Genomic DNA, 19,222 nt, shown 5'->3' on the forward strand with positions numbered 1-19,222 from the left:
ATGAAGCGGATGGGACTCTTACTTTGTATTTGTATTCTCTTGGCTGTATCTGTCACTGGTTGTTGGAGCCGTCGGGAATTGAATGATCTAGCTATTGCTGTAGGATTGGGAATCGATAAAGTCGGAAACAAATACAACATTTCTGTTCAAGTAGTAGAACCCAGTGAAGTATCCGGAAATAAAAGAAGCGGTCTGGCACCAGTCACAATGTATCATGCCACTGCCGATAGCCTATTAGAGGCACTTCGAAAAATGACAACAATTAGTCCACGTAAAATTTATATAGCCCATCTACGAATTGTCGTCATTAGTGAAGCCTTGGCCAGAGAAGGTATAGGTGACGCTTTAGATTTCATATCAAGAGATCCTGAAGCACGCAATGACTTTTTTGTTGTGGTTGCAAAAGACGCTAAAGCTATGGATACACTAAAAATATTAACCAATCTGGAAAAAGTGCCTGCTGTTCGATTATTTACAACTTTGAAAACGTCAGAAAAACAGTGGGCACCTACAACAGCTGTTAAATTGGATGAATTAATAGCTGATCTTGTGAGCGAAGGAAGAGAGCCCGTATTAACAGGACTGAGAGTCATAGGCGATCCCGAAGTAGGAGATTCCAAAAAAAATGTTGAAAGCATCCTGTCTCCTACTGATTTACAGTACTCAGGATTAGCTGTATTTAGAAAAGATAAGCTGATTGGTTGGTTGAGTGACGAAGAAGGGAGAGCGTACAATTTTATTAACAATAATATTAACAGCACGGCTGGATCTGTTGATTGTCCCGATGGAGGAAAAGTCACATTTAGAATCATTCGAGCAGACTCAAAGGTTAAAGGCAGTATGAGGGATGGGCGGCCGCGAATCGATATCGAAGTGAACACCGAAGCGCATGTGGCCGAGGTTCAATGCTCGCTTGACATGACAAAACCAGAAACTATAGCGGAATTAGAGAAATGGGCGGAACGAAAACTAGCAGATATTATTGATTCGACAATAGCTAGGGTGCAACAAGATTACAAAGTCGATATTTTCGGATTTGGTGAAGCCATTCGACGATCTAATCCTAAAGCCTGGAAAACGATGAAGAACAATTGGAATCAGACTTTTTCAAATATTCCAGTGAATGTGAAGGTTAATTATAAAGTTCAACAATTAGGGAAAATATCCAATTCTTTTCTAGAAGAAATCAAAGAACAAAAAACGGAGTGAGATGAAAGCATGCCTGAGCACGGTAAAATAAGTATTCGTCAATTCACCATCCTAGTGATATTCGTCACCATTGGTGATTCAATTCTGATATTACCTTATATATCTAGTTCGTTTGCAAAACAAGATACATGGATATCAGGCATCGTCGGGTTATTAGTAGGTTTGTTAGCCGTTTATATTTTCAGCATGCTTGGAAATCTATACCCGAAATTAACCTTGATACAATCGATTCAAAAAATTCTCGGTAAATGGTTCGGAACACTCATAGCCGCTTTATTTCTTCTATACCCTTTGATTACAGTTGTGGCATATACAAGGGAGTTGGGTGATTTCATCACTACAGAGATGATGGCTGAAACCCCAACTCTAGCAGTTCAAATCTTATTTACATGTATTGTTATCTTCGCGGTACGTTTAGGCCTTGAGGTTATTGCACGTACAGGGGAAATATTCTTACCCTGCATCATCCTTCTGTTTCTCCTATTAGTCATTTTTCTTAGTCCACAAGCTAAAATGGAGAATTTACTACCTATTCTAGAGAACGGAATCAAACCCATATTACATGGTTCCCTCTCCTTTATAGCATTTCCATTCTTGGAACTCTTTGTTTTTATAATGATCTTTCCTTATATAAATCAAGTTAAACCTATAAGGAGAGGTTTCTTACAAGGTGCACTATTAGGTGGAATCGTACTAATCATCCTTGTCGTGATCTCTATTCTTGTTCTTGGTGCCGATGTGACTTCGAGAACCATTTATCCGAGTTATTCCTTGGCCAGAAGAGTAAGTATCGGTCAATTTTTCGAGAGAATGGAAGCTATGGTTGCTCTTCTCTGGATGTTAACGATCTTTATGAAAACCACCTTTTATTTCTATGTTTTTACCTTAGGGTTGGCTCAATTATTGAAATTAAAGGGATACCGGATGTTAACCTTACCTACTGGGTTTCTCATTATAATACTTTCGCCTATCATTTCCCCAAATATAACGTATTACAATAAAGTCCTTGCCGAATACTGGCCTTATTTTGTTGCGACCTGCTGCCTACTCTTACCTTTGTTTTTATTAGCGATCCATTTTATTAAAAATAGATTTAAGCAATCAAATGAAACTTGAATAAAAAGGAGCCATAGGCATGCTATCTATAACAGGGATCCTTATCATTGTCACTGCCATCATCGCCATTGAGGTTCCATCCCTTAGGAGAAGGAAATTAAAAAAGGAGCTTTGGGCATTTTCCCTCCTCTTATTGTTCGGGACTGTATTAGGTATTGCTCAAGCATTACATATCAAAATTGCCAATCCTTTGGATTGGGTCATAGCTATATACAAACCGATTTCTGATATCGTGGATGTATGGCTAAAGTGAACACCTGAGGGAGGTAACGACATGCCTGAGAATGGTAAAATAAGTATTCGTCAGTTCACCTTACTAGTGATGATCATCACCATTGGTGATTCCATTCTAGTATTACCTTCCATCACTGTGTTCAAGGCACAACAAGATGCATGGATATCTAGTTTCATTGGAGTAGCCGTAGGTTTATTTGCCGTATACATTTTCAGCATGGTAGGAAAGATCTATCCCCATCTAACCCTAGTTCAATCCATTCAAGAAATATTAGGTAAATGGATTGGGACGATCATATCGTTTTCTTTCCTGTTTTACCTTTTTCTTTCTGCTGCATCACATTTAAGGGAAATCGGGGATTTTATAACCTCAGAAATGATGCCGGCTACCCCCATTTCAGCGATTCTAATCTTGTTTATAGCTGTAGTTATTATGGGGGGGCGATTAGGTCTTGAAGTCATTGGTCGTACAGCGGAACTTCTCTTCCCGGTGATCATCCTGTTGTTCATCATACTAGTCATTTTCCTCACTCCTGAAGCAGAAATCGAGAACTTACAACCCATCCTAGAAAACGGAATAAAACCCGTATTGAAGGGTACTATCTCTTTTATAGCCTTCCCCTTTTTAGAGTTAGTTGTTCTATTAATGATCTTTCCTTATGTAATTAAAAGAGAACAAATAAAGAAAGGCTTTTTACAAGGTACACTATTAGGCGGTGTCATTTTAATCATCCTTATCGTCATCTCAATTTTAGTTCTTGGTGCCGATGAGACTTCAAGAAGCCTATATCCTAGCTATTCCTTGGCCAGAAGGGTAAGTATCGACAGCTTTTTCGAGAGAGTTGAAGCTATGTTAGCTCTCATGTGGTTGTTAACTATTTTTATAAAAATCACGGTTTATTATTTAGCTTTCAATATAGGATTAGCCCAATTATTGAAATTAAAGGACTATCGGATGTTAACCCTACCTACGGGGTTTCTCCTAGTTGTACTTTCATTGATCGTCTCCTCGAACGTAACGTATTTCAATAATGTCATTGCCGAATACTGGCCGTTTTATGACATGACTTACGGATTTCTCTTACCAGTGATATTGTTAGGGGTATATTTTATTAGAAAAGGATTTAAGAGTTTGATAAAAACTTCAACATAATCAGTAATAGTAATATCACCAGTACGGCTCACCTTCCACCTCCTTCTTGTCCAACCCTAATCTTTACGGTACAATTTGGTCACTTGCTTATGAAAGGATGTCTCAAGTGAACCGTACTCATCTCGCTAATCTCAGTCTACTTCTTGTTGCCATGATGTGGGGTTCTACCTTTCTCATCGTTCAACAAGCCGTTCGAGTGCTTCCACCTCTCGCTTTTAACGGGTTACGATTTCTTGGCGCAGCCGCATTATTGGCTCTTATTATTACTGTGTTTTATCGGAAAGAGTGGAAGATATTATCTTGGAAGATGCTTAAGCATGCAAGTCTATTAGGTATTTTTCTATTCATGGGCTATGCATTTCAGACCGTAGGACTACTCTATACAACAACCTCGAATACAGGCTTTATCACAGGGCTTTCTGTTATCCTTGTTCCCTTCCTGTCTTTGATTCTGTTGAAACACCCGATCTCTCGCTACACATGGATAAGTGCTCTATTAGCTGTAATCGGGCTATATTTACTGGCATTCACAGGCTCATCCTTCAGTCTCAATAAAGGTGACCTACTTATATTGTTATGTGCTATTGCCTTTGCTTTACATGTAACCTATACAGCCATTTTCGCACCAACATACCCAGCTCTGCTGCTCTGCACGCTTCAAATGTTCATCGTGGGGTTACTAAGCACATTCTCATCCTTGTTGTTTGAGGATCTGGGTCCAATCCATCAGGTCGTAGATCAATTGGTACAGCCAGAAGTACTTCTCGCATTACTCATATCCATAGGACCTACAAGCGCATTAGCCTTTTGGATTCAGACGGTTTGCCAGAAATTTACCTCACCTTCGCGAGTGGCTATTATTTTTGCGATGGAGCCAGTATTTGCGGTCTTCACGGGTGTCTTCTTTGGTGGTGAAGTGCTAGGGACGCTTGCTGGAATCGGATGTATTTGTATTCTCACCGGCATGATTATTGCTGAATTGAAATCTATACCGAGCACATTGCAAGCGAAATAGATTACAATAGAGATAGACAGACTATAACTATCATATTTAGGGAGAGAATCTCATGTACAAATTGATTGCTATCGATATCGACGACACACTGATTAACGATGACAAGGAAGTCTTGCCTTCTACACAAAAAGCTCTCGAGCAAGCCATTGCTAAAGATGTTGTCGTTACCCTTGCTACAGGTCGTGCTTATGCATCTGCGAAGAACGTTGCACGCCAGACGGGTCTAAACGTTCCTATCATTACATATCAAGGTGCTCTGATTAAGAATCTCTTAGATGAAAAGGTACTATTTGAACGTTTCGTCCCAACCGACGCTGCTCGCAAACTATTTGATTATTGTATCGAGCATGACTTACATGTCCAGACTTATATTGATGATAAACTATATGCGAGAGAAGAGAATCAAAAGCTGATTGATTATTGTGCGCTCAACGGAACTCCTTACTATATTGAGCCCGATTTCATTAAACTGGTGGACCAACCCACACCTAAAATGCTAATTATTGATGATCCAGCTTATTTGGATGAATTATCTCCTATTCTTCGTGAATTGTTGGGTGACCAAGTCCATATCACCAAATCTAAACCACAGTTTTTGGAAATCATGCATCATGAAGGTACGAAAGGTCATGCCCTTACCTTCTTGGCTAATCACTTCAACGTGGAACTCTCGGAAACAATCGCTATTGGCGACTCTTGGAATGATCACGAAATGTTAGAAGTTGCAGGTCTAGGCGTCGCTATGGGTAATTCTATTGAGGCCCTCAAGGAAATCGCGGACTATATAACATTAAGCAATAATGAAGATGGTATTAAGCATGTCATTGAGAAGTTTGTGTTGAACGCGGAGTAAGTGAGTGGTGTATAAATACCTTTGCTATAAGAATCAGACACAAAAAAACCTGCCAAAGTGCAGGTTTTTTCCTTTGAAGCTCCTTGCTAGTGGAGCAGTTGCCCAAATGACAGTTAAGCTAGGGAGATTAGTGAAAAGCAGGAATTTCCCAGAAACTAAATGTCATTTGTAGAACTAAACATAGTATTGGGAGGATCATTCAAGGAACACGACTTTTACAGCGGATGTACCCTTACATATTCCCTACACTATGAACCATGAACATCATCCCTAGCAACAATCCAGCAAGTAACGCATAACTAACCCCAAATTTAATGCGGGATGACAGTGGCACTTCATAATACTTGTCATTCTCATAACGAGTATATTCCAACTTACAGTTTACTTTAACATGGTATCCCTCTGGCAAGTGTTGATGCTCTAACCCCGTCACTTGGACTCTCTTAATGATTCCCTGCTGTGGCATGGAGATTTTTCCCCTGAAATCCATGCTCACCCACTCAGTCTTTACATATTGTCGTTGATCCCCGAGTTCACTATACGTCATGAAGGGTAGCTCCCTCTTATGCTCAGGTCCAGGAATCACATGTCCTTGAGCGTAAAGATGTTCCACAGGAACCACAAATGTAGCTGTTACAGACTCAATGACATCATTTTTCCTACCCTTGACATACTTCTTATACAAATCATAAGCAAATAACGCCCATATAATAAAGAAAATAATTGAACGTAAATAAATAATAATGCCTAACCCACCGATCAATCCTACAAGCCATAACCAACGTGAAACCGCGGTAGCAATCCTTCCTCCATCTAACGGATGAATCGGCAATAAATTAATTAGGTTGAGAAAAAATCCAACATAAGCCAATGAATACAATAGCGGACTATCCATATAATAAGCAGCCGTAAAGACACCTATCGCCCCTAATGTTCCTAGTACTGGTCCACCTAATGCGATATACGCCTCCGTCTTAGCATCTTGTGGATGCTTCTTCATCGCAATCATCGCCCCAAGAAAGGGTATAAACAAAGGCGCTGAGACTGGAAGTCCCTTCTGTTTAGCCGCGATCACATGACCCATCTCATGAATTAATAACAATAACACTATTCCGATAGCAAACTGCCATGGATAGATCAGTGCATAAGCACCAACCGAAATCGCCATAGAGAATATAGCTCCACCTAGTTTACCGAATTTCAGAAGCGCTAATAGCGACTTCCCTTTGAGAAGTATAAACGTCATTGCACTTCCCAGATACCATAGCCGTGAATCCTTTTTCTTCTCTGTTTTCTGCAAACGATTACTCCCCTTCCATTCTCCGAAACTTTCCCTAACCATAAGTTCACATACCTTGAACATATTATATGTAGTATCCCGATAGTATCATATGGCATAAGAACAGTAAATTAAACTGAATTCCATTGTAGAGGTAGTTCAGAAACACAACAAGGGAACCGTCCTTATTAAAGTGACGGTTCCCTTGTTCAAATATGAATTTTGCCTATATTAGTGGTTCGATTTATTTAGCTTTAGCTCTATCTTTACCTTTATCTGATTCGCCTGCATTCTTGTTAGCTGCATCACGATCCTGTTGCATTTCTTCTACTGTTTTCACTTTCAGACGAGCTGCTCCTTGATAACCTTCCTTCGTTGGAATAAGATTGCCTGCCGCGAGGCGTCCCTTCGATTCTGCGATCGCTTTACCGTACTGCGGAAGCCACGCTTCTTGAGCAACGAGCATCTCGTCGACCATCTGCCATATTTCTTTCGGATTACATACGGCCCCGACCAAAGGATCCATCATAAACGCCTGACGAAGAAGTTGATCATCACCATGAACTGCTGCCTCTACTGCTAATCGTTGTACCGAAATACTCACATTACATACAGCTGCTGGCCCTAGGGGAAGATCTCCCACCACAGGCATCGCGATACCATTACGATCCACATAACCTGGTGCTTCAATAATAGCATCATCCGGCAGATTAGAAATAATACCGTTGTTGACCATGTTGAAATGCCCACGATATACTCTGCCCGTCTCAAGTCCTTCTATTATATACGAACCATGCTCTTCGCTACGCTCCTCTTGCTTATAAGCATGCGGTGAATCTTTCATCCAGTTGGGGAATTCCGTCTCGAACCAATGACGTCCTTCTGTACAGACACGTAGATATCCACCTGTCTCTCCATTGATCCAATTCCCAAGATCAATCCATTCTTCAATTTCATTCGGGCGCTTTCTATACCATGGTACATATTCACTTAAATGTCCGTTCGACTCCGTGCTGTAATACCCAAATCTCCGTAACATATCGATTCTAACCTTTTCCGTTCTACTGAAATCAGCATGATTCTCAAAAGCTTCTAACAACTTACCCGTCAAATCTTCGCCTTTATGACCAATTTGTACATACCAAGTTTGATGGTTGATCCCTGCACAGATGATATCGACTTCTTTCTTGTCCAAACCGAATACTTCTGCAATTTGTGAATGTCCACCCTGCACACCGTGGCATAGACCAACGGTTTTAACTCCACCGTACTTGTTGCAAGCCCATGTAAGCATCGCCATCGGATTAGCGTAATTCAGTAGAAGTACATCTTCGGCTGCCACCTCACGGATATCTTTACAAATATTTAACATCTCATGAATGCCTCGTTGACCATACATGATCCCACCTGCACAAAGCGTATCACCAACACACTGATCAACCCCATATTTCAAGGGGATATCTACATCCGTTGCAAATGCTTCAAGTCCACCCACACGGATCGTACAAATGACGTACTTGGCGTCTTTCAGAGCTGCTCTACGATCTGTCGAGGATTGTATGGTAATATCAAGACCATTCTCCCGTATATCCCTTTGGCATAGCTCAGTTACCATGTCCAAATTGTGTGAATTAATATCAGTAAAAGCAACTTCGATATTGTTGAATTCTGGAACTGACAGCATATCTCGCAGCAGTCCGCGCGTAAATCCTATACTACCTGCACCAATAAATGCAATTTTAAATGACATTAATAATACTCCCTTCAAGGTAGAATTCAAGGTGAAGCATCAGGTCTCTCTGATAGCTTGATTATATCAGCCCTTATTAGGTAAGCGTTATCAAATTCATTACCTCTTTATTAGAAAGGTGTCAACAATCCTCACTTTTTTGGATTACAAATTGACCATCGGGAGGTGATGATTTACGATATTCAACAGGCGTCATGCCCATATGCTTCTTAAACATCATATGTAGATACTGACGGCTACTAATCCCAACATAATCAGCAATTTCAGCTATTGGAATTTCTGTTTGTCGCAATAACATTTGAGTCTTCTCCATACGAAAGGTATTCAGGTAAGCCATAATGGATGTTCCCGTCTTCAGCTTGAATACTCGTTGGAGATAGCCCGGATGTAAATTGATAGACTCGGCAATATCTTTAATCTGAACGTTGCGGTCATAATTCTGTTGTAGATACTGTATGCATTGTTGAACATACTTCCCCTGTGTACCCGACGCTCCCTCAGTCATGTTCTCTTGATGTAATCTAGCAATCCGAATGAGGAGCTGGGCAAGTAGAATTTGGGCCATAGGCTCCAATCCCGTTGAACTAGCATCCAGCTCGAACACAAGACTCCTAAGAACATGATGAATATCATGAAACTCACGTAGTACGAGGAAAGAATCGGTGTCATGAAATAATGCGGCGAGGGACTCCTCCTGTTCAGCTAATTGTTTCATAGAGGGAAACAAGCCATTGGATCGGGTGAATCGAAATTCTATATTAAGCATTCGACATGTATCCGCTACTAATAACCGATGAGGAACACTGCCATTCAGAATGATGAATTCACCTTTTTTTAGCGTCACTTCAGAACGGTTCTTCCTCTTAGCCAACAACTCAACGGAACAGACTCCGTCCATGACATACATGATCTCTGCAGCCTCATGGGTATGATATGACATTTCGAAATCTTTCCATTCTTTATAGTAATAAGCACTTACTTCTGGTTGGTAGTCCTTAACCATCAGTAACTCAGGAAATAAACCATATCCATTCACTAATGATCATCCTTTCAGATTAGATCAACACCCAAACCCGTACGTGCTAGTGTCACTTCTGGTGGAAGGGGATAATCTTGATTCAGATCAACATCATGAGACATATGCGTATAGATCACTCTATGCGGCCTAATCTCTTGCAACAATAGTTCCGCTTCCTTCATATCGTACACAGAACGCGTTGAGAATTCAGCCATTTCATGATAGAAGCTAGTCCCTAGCACCAACAAGTCCAAGCCAACTAATAATTGTTTCTCTTCATGACTAAGGTTAATAGCATCAGAGCAGTATCCCCAGCTATATCCTTCCTTCTCCAACCGATAAGCATACGAATACCCATTCTTTCCGTGATAGACCTTCCAACCTATAATCTGCCATTCACCCAGTTGGACTCCATGATCTATAGCTATCATATCCAGATGATTGTTCAACCAAGGGAATTGAGCCAAAATAGCTGTTATAACCTCACCTGGCGCATACAACTGACCCTTTCTACCTGTCCAACGACAAGCATCAGCCCACTCTGGTAATCCGGCAATATGATCGAAATGCGCATGCGTAACCAGAATCTTCTCCGTCATTCGGTAGCCTAATGTCTCCATCTGAGTACGCCAATCAGGTCCGCAATCAATGAGAAAACAACCCCATTCCCCCTCAACTATAACGGATGATCTCAGTCTACGATTCGCACCGCTCTCCCTCGCTTCCAGACATACGTTACAATCGCAATACACCCGTGGAACGCCCATGGCATCGCCGGTCCCTAGAAACATCAATCTATCCATAATGACCTTCTCCTTATACTTCTTTCACTTTTTACTCGTATATGTATAGTTCTATTATAATTCATTAACATCCTAACGCAAAAAAAGACGCCCAACGGCGCCCTTGGTGGGAAAATTCATGAGGGAAATCCGATGGGCTACCCCCGGTATATAGGAGCGCGAATGCAGGCTTTATTTCACAGCCCGGCAAGCACCTGATACCATACACCACGCTTAGAGTATATCGTTTCACGTACATGTTCCCATCCACCGAGGTATTCAATATCGAATAATCCTTCTGGTATTGGAAATTCACTTTTGTTCTCATTGTATATCACTTCATTCACTGAACGAAATCCATGTTTTGCAAAGATTCTTTGTGCATCTTCACTCCATAAATATGCCACAAAGGCTTCAGCCACCTCACGTGTACCATGCTTATCCGCATATTTGCTAACGACAGCCGCTGGATTCTCGATAAGGATCGTATCACGGGGAACGACAATATCATATTTCACACCCTTCGCAATACGAGCCCGCAGTTCATTCTCATAGGTAACAATGACGTCCCCGACGCCATATTCAAATGCCGCCATGGATGATCTGCCGCTTTTATCAAGCGACTCAATATTGTGATGTACCTGTTCAAGAAATTGTTTAGCTAATTCCGGATCTTTCTTACCTTGTTCCTCAGAAAATTTTAGTCCTGCTCCATAAATAGCATTAATATCCCACTGTGCTCCACCAGAAGTCTTCGGATTGGGATATACAACCTTGACCCCTGGTTTCGTTAGATCAGTGAAATCCTGTATTCCTAACGGATTTCCTTCCCGAGTACCCAGCACCACAATCGACCGGCTCACCATTCCGCTCTCAGGCTTGTTCTTCCAACTCGCGTCCAACAGATTAGCTCTAATCAGTTTGTCTATGTCCCCTTCCATCGCTAGTAGGGTCACGTCTGCTTCGAACCCACCCGCAATGGCACGTGCTTGTGTACCGGAAGCTTCATAAGACTCTTGAAACTTGACGATCTGCCCCGTCTTTTGTTCCCACTCCTGCTGGAATTGAGGTAATATTTCCGTTAATGCATCCTTAGCTACGCTATATGCACCGATGACAAGGGTCGTCTCACCTACTTGTACAGTCGGTTGGTCTGGATCGACTGCAACATCTTTACTACAACCAATAACAGCAAGAATTGAAATCATCATCAGCATACTCAAGCCTATATTACGAATACTTAATCCCCTTGTCACCCTTAACCCCTCCATTTCCCATATGCACTTTTATATTCTATATCATCATCGTCATTGGATCTTCTTTCAACTTGTTCTCCATAATCCAGCTGCGTTCGTCATTGAACAAATAGGCTCGGTGAACCAATACCCGAACTTCTTCACCAATACTCAGCGTTTCTTTCTCTAATGAACGATAAGTACTCAGCTTATGGCTACCCACTTCTACCTCAACAAGCCATTGACTTCCACGAAAATGTAAATGTCGAATGATTCCCTGTTCTGTAGCAGAGAGAAGAATAAACTCATTCTCATGTCCCACCTCAATATATTCTGGGCGAATGAGCGCGCGTGTTCCTGGTGACCTTCCTGCCTCTTCGAAACCTTTCAATTCGGATGCATCTTCAATGACAGTAGACTCCCCGATAAATGTCGCCACAAATGGTGTCTTCGGTTCTTTATAAATATCCCACGGTGTTCCCTTCTGTTCGACACGACCATGGTTAATGATCATAATCTCATCCGCTACCTCAATTGCTTCATCCTGATCATGTGTGACAAATATCGAAGTGATCCCTACGCGTTCAATCAAGTCTCTCAGCCATGTTCGTAGCTCTTGGCGAATCTTAGCATCAATAGCTGCGAACGGCTCATCCAACAGCAACAGCTGCGGTTCAGGGGCTAAAGCACGTGCAAAGGCCACCCGTTGACGTTGTCCACCCGATAACTGATGAGGATAACGTTTCTCGAATCCTTTGAGACCTGTCAATTCTACCAATTCCATAACCCGATCCTTCACTTTGGCATGGGGTATCTTCTTCACTTTCAGACCAAAGGCGATATTATCGAATACCGTCATATGCTTGAACAGGGCATAATTCTGAAATACAAATCCGATTCCACGCTCCTGCGGAGGTAATTCATTCACTAACTCTCCATGAAAACGAATTTCGCCGGAATCGAGATGCTCAAGGCCCGCCAACATCCTTAATATAGACGTTTTCCCACCGCCACTCGGTCCTAACAATCCGATTAGATGTCCTTTCTCAATATCGAAACTAACGTCATTAACCGCATGAAAATCTCCAAAGTGTTTATTCAAATTACGAACTTCAATATGCATATTAGGACACGCCCTTTCTTTTCTTCGTCCATTCCATCAAGAGAAGTAATCCCACCGAAGTAGCCGCAAGTACCAGAGCTACACTATTGGCTGCTACCACATTGAAATTCTCCACATCCTGATACACCAACGTAGTTGCCGTTTGAGTTTTATTCATAATGTTACCTGACACGACAAGAACTGCACCAAATTCACCGAGTGAACGAGCTACGGTTAGAACAACACCGTATAGAACTGCCCACTGAATAGAAGGCCATGTCACCTTCCAGAACGTTCTCCAACGATATGCACCAAGTGTTGAAGCTGCTTCTTCCTGTTGCGATCCTATCTCTTGTAACACTGGCATCACCTCTCGGACCATCAGAGGAAATGTGACGAACAATGTGGCAATGATCATGCCAGGGAAGGCATATACTACTCGAAATCCAATATTTTCAAAGAAGGCACCCATAATACTTTCTGGTCCCATCAGCAATACGATCATTAAACCTCCAATAACAGGTGAGACGGCATATGGAAGGTCAACAACGCTATTTAAGAATCCCTTCACCTTATTACTGAGCCAATCACTTCTAACCAAGTAAATGGCCATCATAACCCCGAAGAACGTGTTAATACATGTGACGACTACCACGATCAAGCCAGTCATCATCAATGCATGAAGGGCCTCTGGTCTAATCAGAGCATTTGTCAAACCACTGAACCCTTCGCTGAAAGCGCCTGTCGTCATTTTGATCAAAGGGATAATAATTAATATCGTGAACACAGCATAGGTCAACCCTATCAACCATTTCTTCATAATCTTCTACCTCTCATCTGCACCAAATTAATGCACCAAAGGATGGAGAAGGATAAGGTTAACAAAATAATAGACACAGCCGCAGCTCCGATCGCATTATCACTCTCTACCTCACCAAATATATAGACGGAGGCAACTAATGTCCGACCTGGAATATTTCCAGCTACTAATACAACAGCTCCGAACTCAGCTAGTGCTCTGGAGAAGGCAAGCATACCTCCACTAATAATTCCTGGTGCCATCGAAGGGAGAAGAACTTTGTGAAACACACGCAATCCTGTAGCACCCATCGTATATGCGGCTTCTTCTTCTGTAGGGTCAATCTCCTCTAACAGCGGTTGCACCGCTCGAATAACAAAAGGAAAAGTAACAAATACCATTGCAATCACAACTGCAGGCTGATGAAATACAATCTCAAATCCTAATGATTCTGCTAACGACCCAATAAAACTACCGGGGCCTAAGAGTAGCAATATCATAAGACCACCGACAGCAGTAGGTAACGCGAACGGAAGATCTACCAGACTATTCAGAAACGATTTTCCGAAAAATTCATATCTATTCATTACCCATGCGATCATCGTTCCTATAACGACATTGATTATTGTTGAAATAATAGCTAACTTCAGTGTTAACAGAATGGCTTTCCATGCGATAGGGTCGCTGATACTCTCAATAAACGTTGCCCATCCAAGGGAGAAAGAATTGAAATAAACGCCTAAGAGAGGCAACATAACTAATATTATAAAATAAAGTAAAACGGTACTTCGAAACCCCCAAATCCATCCTTTATGCCTCAATATAGTGTTCACACTTATTTCCCCCTGCCTCCAAAATTTGTATTGGTCGGCTTATTCTTTTTACAATAAAAGAATTCCCATTAAAATACTTGGTTTAACATATCAGTACTTTATCAACAAATGGCTATATCCGTCAATACTTTTATTGTAAATAGCTGTTCAAGCCCAGCACCACTGGGCTTGAACAGCTATTTATCATTATCATTTATATACTTCATACGGGAAATGAACGGTAATTTCTATGCGTATATAACAAAAAAGGGCTTCAGAATAAGTAAGGTCTCGCCTACTTATTCTGAAGCCTAGTTAGGTTTTCGTTATATACTGCGAGAAAGGAACTTCACATGAGAGAGCGCTATCGGTTTGACTTCCTCGAAGGTCATTCGATCCTGAATATAATAAGAGATGAAACCATGCAGAGACAGAAACATCGCCCGCGCTAACGCCTTGGGTTCCTCCCCAACATGTTCTTCTTTTAAGTAACTAAGAACGATAGTCGTGAACAATTCGAAGCAGCGACCCTGTTCCGTACGACAATAAGCTAGTAATTCTTCATCACGAATCATAAACATAATCTCATATTGATGTGGATGATCCATACCAAAAGAAATAAACTCCATCATCAAATATTCCATTTTCGATAATTCTTCTGTCCCTTGTACCCCTGTTGTTTGAATCAAACGATGAGCGAGATGGGCAAAGTCTTCGACCACAATCGCATAGAATAACTCTGCTTTCTCTTTGAAATGATAATATAATGACCCATGGCTATAACCAAGATGCTGACCTATACTTCGCATTGAAATCGCCCGATATCCTTTGGTGATAAATAGATTTCGAGCTGCTTCCAGAATTCGTTCTCTCGATAACTCCTGCTCTACTACTCTTCTTGCCATAGACATTATTCCCCTTCAATAAAATAAAGCTGTTCTCCATCTGTTATTAGAGATTGACCTTGTGTGAAGTCAGTCATCCATAGCTTGAACTGCTCCACCTCATTATTCCTTGGAAGACATGTCAAGATGACCTTTTCGGTGAAATAAGTTTCCCCAGTCCTAACCTCACGGTTACGCAATTCATTCTCTATCTTTCCTAACCATGTATAATCCACTTCAACAAAAACTTGCCGATGTAGAACACGAGTGATGGGCTCTCCCGATTCAATCGCTACGACGGCCCCGTCTGTATATGCCCGGATCAAGCCACCTGCCCCTAACATAATCCCACCGAAATAACGAGTGACCACAATCGCAACATTACTTAATCCTTGATTACGGATCACTTCTAGAATCGGCTTGCCTGCTGTACCACTTGGTTCACCATCATCCGATTGCTTCTGAATCTCGTTTCTTTCGCCGAGCATGTAAGCTGAACAATTATGCGTCGCATTCCAGTGTTTCTTCTTGATGTCTTCTATAAATGCAGTAGCTTCAGACTCAGTCGTAACAGGCATGACATGCCCAATGAATCTTGACTTCTTGATGACGATTTCCTTAGATCCTGATCCTCTTACAGTCTTATAACTTTCATTCATTCAATAACACTTCCCTATATCATCACTAAGTTGAATCGGGACGAAGCATAAAACTTCTTATATTCAAGAAAGCAGTTCCCCGAATATGGTGCAACCGGTGAACTGCTTCTTAGATATATCTGCATATTCTACATCAATGATAATGGTTAGAACCTATTCAGTAAGTCTAGCTTCCAATTCAGCCTTTTCCTTCTCGTAACCCGGTTTACCAAGCAATGCAAACATATTCCTCTTATAAGCTTCAACACCTGGTTGGTCAAATGGATTAACACCTTGTAAATATCCACTGATTGCGACTGCCTTTTCAAAGAAATATACTAGGTATCCGAAAGAATATGGTGTCATATTCGGAATAGTTACGATCAAGTTAGGCACTTGTCCGTCCGTGTGAGCAAGCATCGTACCTTGGAATGCTTTCTTGTTCACAAAGTCCATTGTCTTGCCTGCTAAGAAATTCAATCCATCCAAATCGCTAGGATCACTCTCAATGGTAATATGTTCAGCCACTTCTTCTACCTGAATAATGGTTTCAAATATATTACGGCTACCTTCTTGAATAAATTGTCCCATCGAATGCAGGTCGGTTGAGAAGTCGACTGAAGCAGGATAGATACCCTTGTAATCCTTACCTTCGCTTTCTCCGAACAGTTGCTTCCACCACTCTGATACATAGTGTAGTGAAGGCTCATAGTTCACAAGAATTTCAATCGCTTTACCTTTACGGTATAGCGCATTACGAACGGCAGCATATTGGTAACTCAAATTGTCAGCCACATTCGGATTACTGAATTCCTTGGATGCGTCAGCGGCACCTGTCATCATCTCTTCAATATTAATACCTGCAGTAGCAATCGGTAACAATCCAACCGCTGTCAGAACAGAGAAACGTCCACCTATATCATCTGGAATAATGAACGATTCATAGCCTTCTTCGTTAGCCAGACTCTTGAGTGCGCCCTTTTCTTTGTCTGTTGTAGCATAAATACGTTTACGCGCTTCCTCTTTACCATACTTTTCTTCAAGAGCAGCACGGAAAATACGGAATGCCACTGCCGGTTCAGTTGTTGTACCCGATTTAGAGATGACATTGACGGAGAAGTCTTTCCCCTCCACCAAATCTAATAGATGCGTAACATACGTTGAGCTAATATTATTACCTGCGAAATAAATCTCAGGCGTTTTACGTTTGTCTTTAGGAAGCATATTGTAAAAAGAATGAGAGAGTGCTTCAATAGCTGCTCTAGCGCCTAGGTAGGAACCGCCAATACCGATTACGATCAGTACTTCCGAGTCACTTTGAATTTTGCTAGCGGCTTTCTGAATGCGCGCGAACTCTTCTTTGTCATACTGTGTTGGTAGATCAATCCACCCTAGGGAATCAGATCCAACTCCAGTTCCGTTATGCAGCTGCTCATGAGCAAGCTTGATCGGTTCAGCTAAATAATCGATTTCATGTTGATTGATAAAAGAAAGGGCTTTGCTGTAGTCAAAATGGATATTCTTAGACATAGGTAATGGTAACCTCCTGATTGTTTTTTCTCATACTCTCTAAAACTGCTTTAGACTAGAATACTTCAAAATCCTAGCACTGGCAAGATTATACACTACATCAATTGCAACTCATATGTGCTATCAATGGATTGTACCAGAAGCTCGTGTTAATATAAATGAAGTTTATAACATCAGATTGAAAGGGTGATTTGTGTGAAAAAGATCGGATTTATAGGACTTGGTACCATGGGTTTACCGATGGCATCCAATCTCATTAACAAAGGCTTCGAAGTTACGGTCTATAATCGCACTGCTTCCAAATGCCAATCCCTAATTGAACAGGGTGCTTCTCTAGCATCAACCCCACGCGAAGCTACTGTGGGACAGGACGTCGTAATCACAATGGTGAGTAATGACGATTCGATTCGCAGTATTTATTATGGTGAAGACGGTATTCTGCAATCCATTCAGAGTGGTCACATCGTGATTGACTCCAGCACAATTTCACCAGAACTCGTCAAACAATTAGCTACCGAAGTAAACGAACGAGGTGGCCATTTTCTAGACGCTCCTGTTACAGGTAGCAAACCAGCAGCAATCGATGGAACACTTGTCTTCATGATCGGAGGCAGTGCTGATATCATCGCCCAGGAATCAGACATATTCGATACACTTGGCAAAAAGGTACTCCATATGGGACCTAACGGAAGTGGAGCTGTAGCCAAATTAGCTCATAATACTATGGTCGGTATCAACAACCTAGCCTTAGTCGAAGGATTGTCTATGGCTTCGAAAGCAGGCATTCCAGCGGATACCTTCTTAGAACTCGTTCAGCTAGGGTCTGCAGGAAGTAAAGCTGCTGATCTCAAGGGTCGCAAAATTATCGATCATGACTTCAGTAATCAATTCTCGTTGCAACTCATGCTGAAGGATCTTAAACTTGCTTCTGCACTTACCGATTCTATCGGTCTTCCTACACCTATGCTTAACCTAGCAAAAAGCTTATTCCAAACGGGACAAAGCGAAGGCTTCGGTGAAGAAGATCTCTCTGCCGTTGTGAAGTGCTATGAAGCATGGATCGGACATACCATCGCAGGCAAGCCACTCTGAGAGAGGTTGTTCAAAAAGTCATCTTTTGATCACGAAGCATACCAAGAAGCGTATTCGACATCGAAGATTGAATTCAGCCGGTCTTTCCGATGCTCACGTAGGTACTGCAAGCGTAGGCTTCCGAAGTCGTTTTCTACGAAAACGTGCAGCTCCGCTCCTCACTCCCTTGCTTCATCCAATCTTCTGAAGCGTTTCGAAAAAACGCAACATCGTAAGCATACACTTTAGTGCTGAAAAGCTGGCTTTTTGAACTTACATTGAAAGTAATATCTTATTTAGAAATTGTAGTAAAAAGGGTATGCCCGAGATTATCTCGGGCCTACCCTTTATTTCATTGCACATCCGTTGATTACAATTAAGTCGAGCTCACTTGATCTCATTACACGTAAGAGCAGCAATAATCCGTTACACTATGGACTTCAAGCTTAAATTTAGAATGCCCAGGTACATGAAATGTACTCGGCCCTTGAACTTTTAGCCACTCCGTCTCCCCAGGTAACATGACATCTAGATTCCCAGAGAGAATTTCCATGGTCTCCGGGGATTCTGTACCGAACTCGTAAGTGCCAGGGAGCATGATACCCAGCGTCACTTTAGAACCGCCATCGAGTATAACAGTACGGCTAGTAACGTTACCGTTAAAATACACATTAGCCGTCTTAACAATTGTAGCGTTGCTGAACTGCGGCATTAGTTCACTACTCCCTTATTTCAAGATAAA

The 19,222-nt window shown here is 41.6% G+C and carries 19 protein-coding genes; 7 read left to right on the forward strand and 12 right to left on the reverse strand.

Annotated features, from left to right (window positions below; translation table 11 throughout):
• The 6 genes from ACP8HI_RS16935 to ACP8HI_RS16960 all read left to right on the forward strand — a co-directional run bounded on the left by ACP8HI_RS16935 (nucleotide 1) and on the right by ACP8HI_RS16960 (nucleotide 5,580).
• Nucleotides 1–1,209, forward strand: coding sequence for a Ger(x)C family spore germination protein (locus tag ACP8HI_RS16935; RefSeq protein WP_438347373.1), 1,209 nt, complete (start codon nucleotides 1–3; stop codon nucleotides 1,207–1,209).
• Nucleotides 1,210–1,218: 9 nt separating this feature from the next.
• Nucleotides 1,219–2,325, forward strand: a complete 1,107-nt coding sequence (locus ACP8HI_RS16940; protein WP_438347374.1) for a GerAB/ArcD/ProY family transporter — start codon at nucleotides 1,219–1,221, stop codon at nucleotides 2,323–2,325.
• Nucleotides 2,326–2,344: 19 nt separating this feature from the next.
• Nucleotides 2,345–2,578, forward strand: coding sequence for a hypothetical protein (locus tag ACP8HI_RS16945; protein WP_438347375.1), 234 nt, complete (start codon nucleotides 2,345–2,347; stop codon nucleotides 2,576–2,578).
• A gap of 21 nt (nucleotides 2,579–2,599) precedes the next feature.
• Complete coding sequence (locus ACP8HI_RS16950; protein WP_438347376.1) at nucleotides 2,600–3,712, forward strand: GerAB/ArcD/ProY family transporter; 1,113 nt, start codon at nucleotides 2,600–2,602, stop codon at nucleotides 3,710–3,712.
• A 106-nt stretch (nucleotides 3,713–3,818) separates the two neighbouring features.
• Entirely contained in the window at nucleotides 3,819–4,727 is a 909-nt protein-coding gene (locus ACP8HI_RS16955) for a DMT family transporter (RefSeq protein WP_438347377.1), read from the forward strand.
• A 52-nt stretch (nucleotides 4,728–4,779) separates the two neighbouring features.
• Nucleotides 4,780–5,580: a Cof-type HAD-IIB family hydrolase gene (locus ACP8HI_RS16960; protein ID WP_438347378.1), complete on the forward strand. Its 801-nt coding sequence runs from the start codon at nucleotides 4,780–4,782 to the stop codon at nucleotides 5,578–5,580.
• A 232-nt stretch (nucleotides 5,581–5,812) separates the two neighbouring features.
• On the opposite strand, the gene ACP8HI_RS16965 is transcribed toward ACP8HI_RS16960, so the two are convergent.
• From ACP8HI_RS16965 to ACP8HI_RS17015, 11 genes are all read right to left on the reverse strand, one after another.
• Nucleotides 5,813–6,922, reverse strand: coding sequence for a site-2 protease family protein (locus ACP8HI_RS16965; RefSeq protein WP_438347379.1), 1,110 nt, complete (start codon nucleotides 6,920–6,922; stop codon nucleotides 5,813–5,815).
• Nucleotides 6,923–7,103: 181 nt separating this feature from the next.
• On the reverse strand, nucleotides 7,104–8,609 hold the full coding sequence (locus ACP8HI_RS16970; RefSeq protein ID WP_438347380.1) for an alpha-glucosidase/alpha-galactosidase: 1,506 nt from the start codon (nucleotides 8,607–8,609) through the stop codon (nucleotides 7,104–7,106).
• Between the two features lie 121 nt (nucleotides 8,610–8,730).
• Nucleotides 8,731–9,645, reverse strand: a complete 915-nt coding sequence (locus ACP8HI_RS16975) for an AraC family transcriptional regulator (protein WP_438347381.1) — start codon at nucleotides 9,643–9,645, stop codon at nucleotides 8,731–8,733.
• Between the two features lie 14 nt (nucleotides 9,646–9,659).
• Nucleotides 9,660–10,430 (reverse strand): MBL fold metallo-hydrolase, encoded by a 771-nt coding sequence (locus ACP8HI_RS16980; RefSeq protein WP_438347382.1) that lies wholly within the window; start codon nucleotides 10,428–10,430, stop codon nucleotides 9,660–9,662.
• A gap of 176 nt (nucleotides 10,431–10,606) precedes the next feature.
• Complete coding sequence (locus ACP8HI_RS16985; RefSeq protein WP_438347383.1) at nucleotides 10,607–11,680, reverse strand: sulfate ABC transporter substrate-binding protein; 1,074 nt, start codon at nucleotides 11,678–11,680, stop codon at nucleotides 10,607–10,609.
• Between the two features lie 22 nt (nucleotides 11,681–11,702).
• Nucleotides 11,703–12,767: a sulfate/molybdate ABC transporter ATP-binding protein gene (locus ACP8HI_RS16990; RefSeq protein ID WP_438347384.1), complete on the reverse strand. Its 1,065-nt coding sequence runs from the start codon at nucleotides 12,765–12,767 to the stop codon at nucleotides 11,703–11,705.
• Between the two features lies 1 nt (nucleotide 12,768).
• The gene (locus ACP8HI_RS16995; protein ID WP_438347385.1) at nucleotides 12,769–13,566 is read right to left on the reverse strand and encodes a sulfate ABC transporter permease subunit; all 798 of its coding nucleotides are present in this window, start codon (nucleotides 13,564–13,566) and stop codon (nucleotides 12,769–12,771) included.
• Nucleotides 13,563–14,378 carry a sulfate ABC transporter permease subunit CysT gene (gene cysT / locus ACP8HI_RS17000; protein ID WP_438347386.1) on the reverse strand — a complete coding sequence of 272 codons (816 nt, stop codon included), beginning with the start codon at nucleotides 14,376–14,378 and terminating at the stop codon, nucleotides 13,563–13,565. The genes ACP8HI_RS16995 and cysT overlap by 4 nt, the downstream gene beginning before the upstream one ends.
• A 305-nt stretch (nucleotides 14,379–14,683) precedes the next feature.
• Nucleotides 14,684–15,262, reverse strand: coding sequence for a TetR/AcrR family transcriptional regulator (locus ACP8HI_RS17005; protein ID WP_438347387.1), 579 nt, complete (start codon nucleotides 15,260–15,262; stop codon nucleotides 14,684–14,686).
• Between the two features lie 5 nt (nucleotides 15,263–15,267).
• Entirely contained in the window at nucleotides 15,268–15,900 is a 633-nt protein-coding gene (locus tag ACP8HI_RS17010) for a YigZ family protein (protein ID WP_438347388.1), read from the reverse strand.
• A gap of 153 nt (nucleotides 15,901–16,053) precedes the next feature.
• Complete coding sequence (locus ACP8HI_RS17015; RefSeq protein ID WP_438347389.1) at nucleotides 16,054–17,409, reverse strand: glucose-6-phosphate isomerase; 1,356 nt, start codon at nucleotides 17,407–17,409, stop codon at nucleotides 16,054–16,056.
• 195 nt (nucleotides 17,410–17,604) lie between these two features.
• Here ACP8HI_RS17015 and ACP8HI_RS17020 point away from each other — a divergent pair, with 195 nt between their 5' ends.
• Nucleotides 17,605–18,501, forward strand: a complete 897-nt coding sequence (locus tag ACP8HI_RS17020) for an NAD(P)-dependent oxidoreductase (protein WP_438347390.1) — start codon at nucleotides 17,605–17,607, stop codon at nucleotides 18,499–18,501.
• Nucleotides 18,502–18,880: 379 nt separating this feature from the next.
• Here the strand turns inward: ACP8HI_RS17020 and ACP8HI_RS17025 are convergent, their stop codons facing one another.
• Nucleotides 18,881–19,192: a pyrimidine/purine nucleoside phosphorylase gene (locus ACP8HI_RS17025; protein WP_438347391.1), complete on the reverse strand. Its 312-nt coding sequence runs from the start codon at nucleotides 19,190–19,192 to the stop codon at nucleotides 18,881–18,883.
• Between the last annotated feature and the right edge of the window lie 30 nt (nucleotides 19,193–19,222).

It is taken from the genome of Paenibacillus sp. FA6, from assembly GCF_051550225.1.
Lineage (GTDB): Bacteria > Bacillota > Bacilli > Paenibacillales > Paenibacillaceae > Paenibacillus_AQ.

Bases quoted from the DNA above. Each gene is read 5' to 3' on its own strand.
- ACP8HI_RS16935 (WP_438347373.1), top strand. From the start codon at position 1: ATGAAGCGGATGGGACTCTTACTTTGTATTTGTATTCTCTTGGCTGTA.
- ACP8HI_RS16940 (WP_438347374.1), top strand. From the start codon at position 1,219: ATGCCTGAGCACGGTAAAATAAGTATTCGTCAATTCACCATCCTAGTG.
- ACP8HI_RS16945 (WP_438347375.1), top strand. From the start codon at position 2,345: ATGCTATCTATAACAGGGATCCTTATCATTGTCACTGCCATCATCGCC.
- ACP8HI_RS16950 (WP_438347376.1), top strand. From the start codon at position 2,600: ATGCCTGAGAATGGTAAAATAAGTATTCGTCAGTTCACCTTACTAGTG.
- ACP8HI_RS16960 (WP_438347378.1), top strand. From the start codon at position 4,780: ATGTACAAATTGATTGCTATCGATATCGACGACACACTGATTAACGAT.
- ACP8HI_RS16965 (WP_438347379.1), bottom strand. From the start codon at position 6,922: ATGGTTAGGGAAAGTTTCGGAGAATGGAAGGGGAGTAATCGTTTGCAG.
- ACP8HI_RS16970 (WP_438347380.1), bottom strand. From the start codon at position 8,609: ATGTCATTTAAAATTGCATTTATTGGTGCAGGTAGTATAGGATTTACG.
- ACP8HI_RS16980 (WP_438347382.1), bottom strand. From the start codon at position 10,430: ATGGATAGATTGATGTTTCTAGGGACCGGCGATGCCATGGGCGTTCCA.
- ACP8HI_RS16985 (WP_438347383.1), bottom strand. From the start codon at position 11,680: ATGGAGGGGTTAAGGGTGACAAGGGGATTAAGTATTCGTAATATAGGC.
- ACP8HI_RS16990 (WP_438347384.1), bottom strand. From the start codon at position 12,767: ATGCATATTGAAGTTCGTAATTTGAATAAACACTTTGGAGATTTTCAT.
- ACP8HI_RS16995 (WP_438347385.1), bottom strand. From the start codon at position 13,566: ATGAAGAAATGGTTGATAGGGTTGACCTATGCTGTGTTCACGATATTA.
- ACP8HI_RS17005 (WP_438347387.1), bottom strand. From the start codon at position 15,262: ATGGCAAGAAGAGTAGTAGAGCAGGAGTTATCGAGAGAACGAATTCTG.
- ACP8HI_RS17010 (WP_438347388.1), bottom strand. From the start codon at position 15,900: ATGAATGAAAGTTATAAGACTGTAAGAGGATCAGGATCTAAGGAAATC.
- ACP8HI_RS17015 (WP_438347389.1), bottom strand. From the start codon at position 17,409: ATGTCTAAGAATATCCATTTTGACTACAGCAAAGCCCTTTCTTTTATC.
- ACP8HI_RS17025 (WP_438347391.1), bottom strand. From the start codon at position 19,192: ATGCCGCAGTTCAGCAACGCTACAATTGTTAAGACGGCTAATGTGTAT.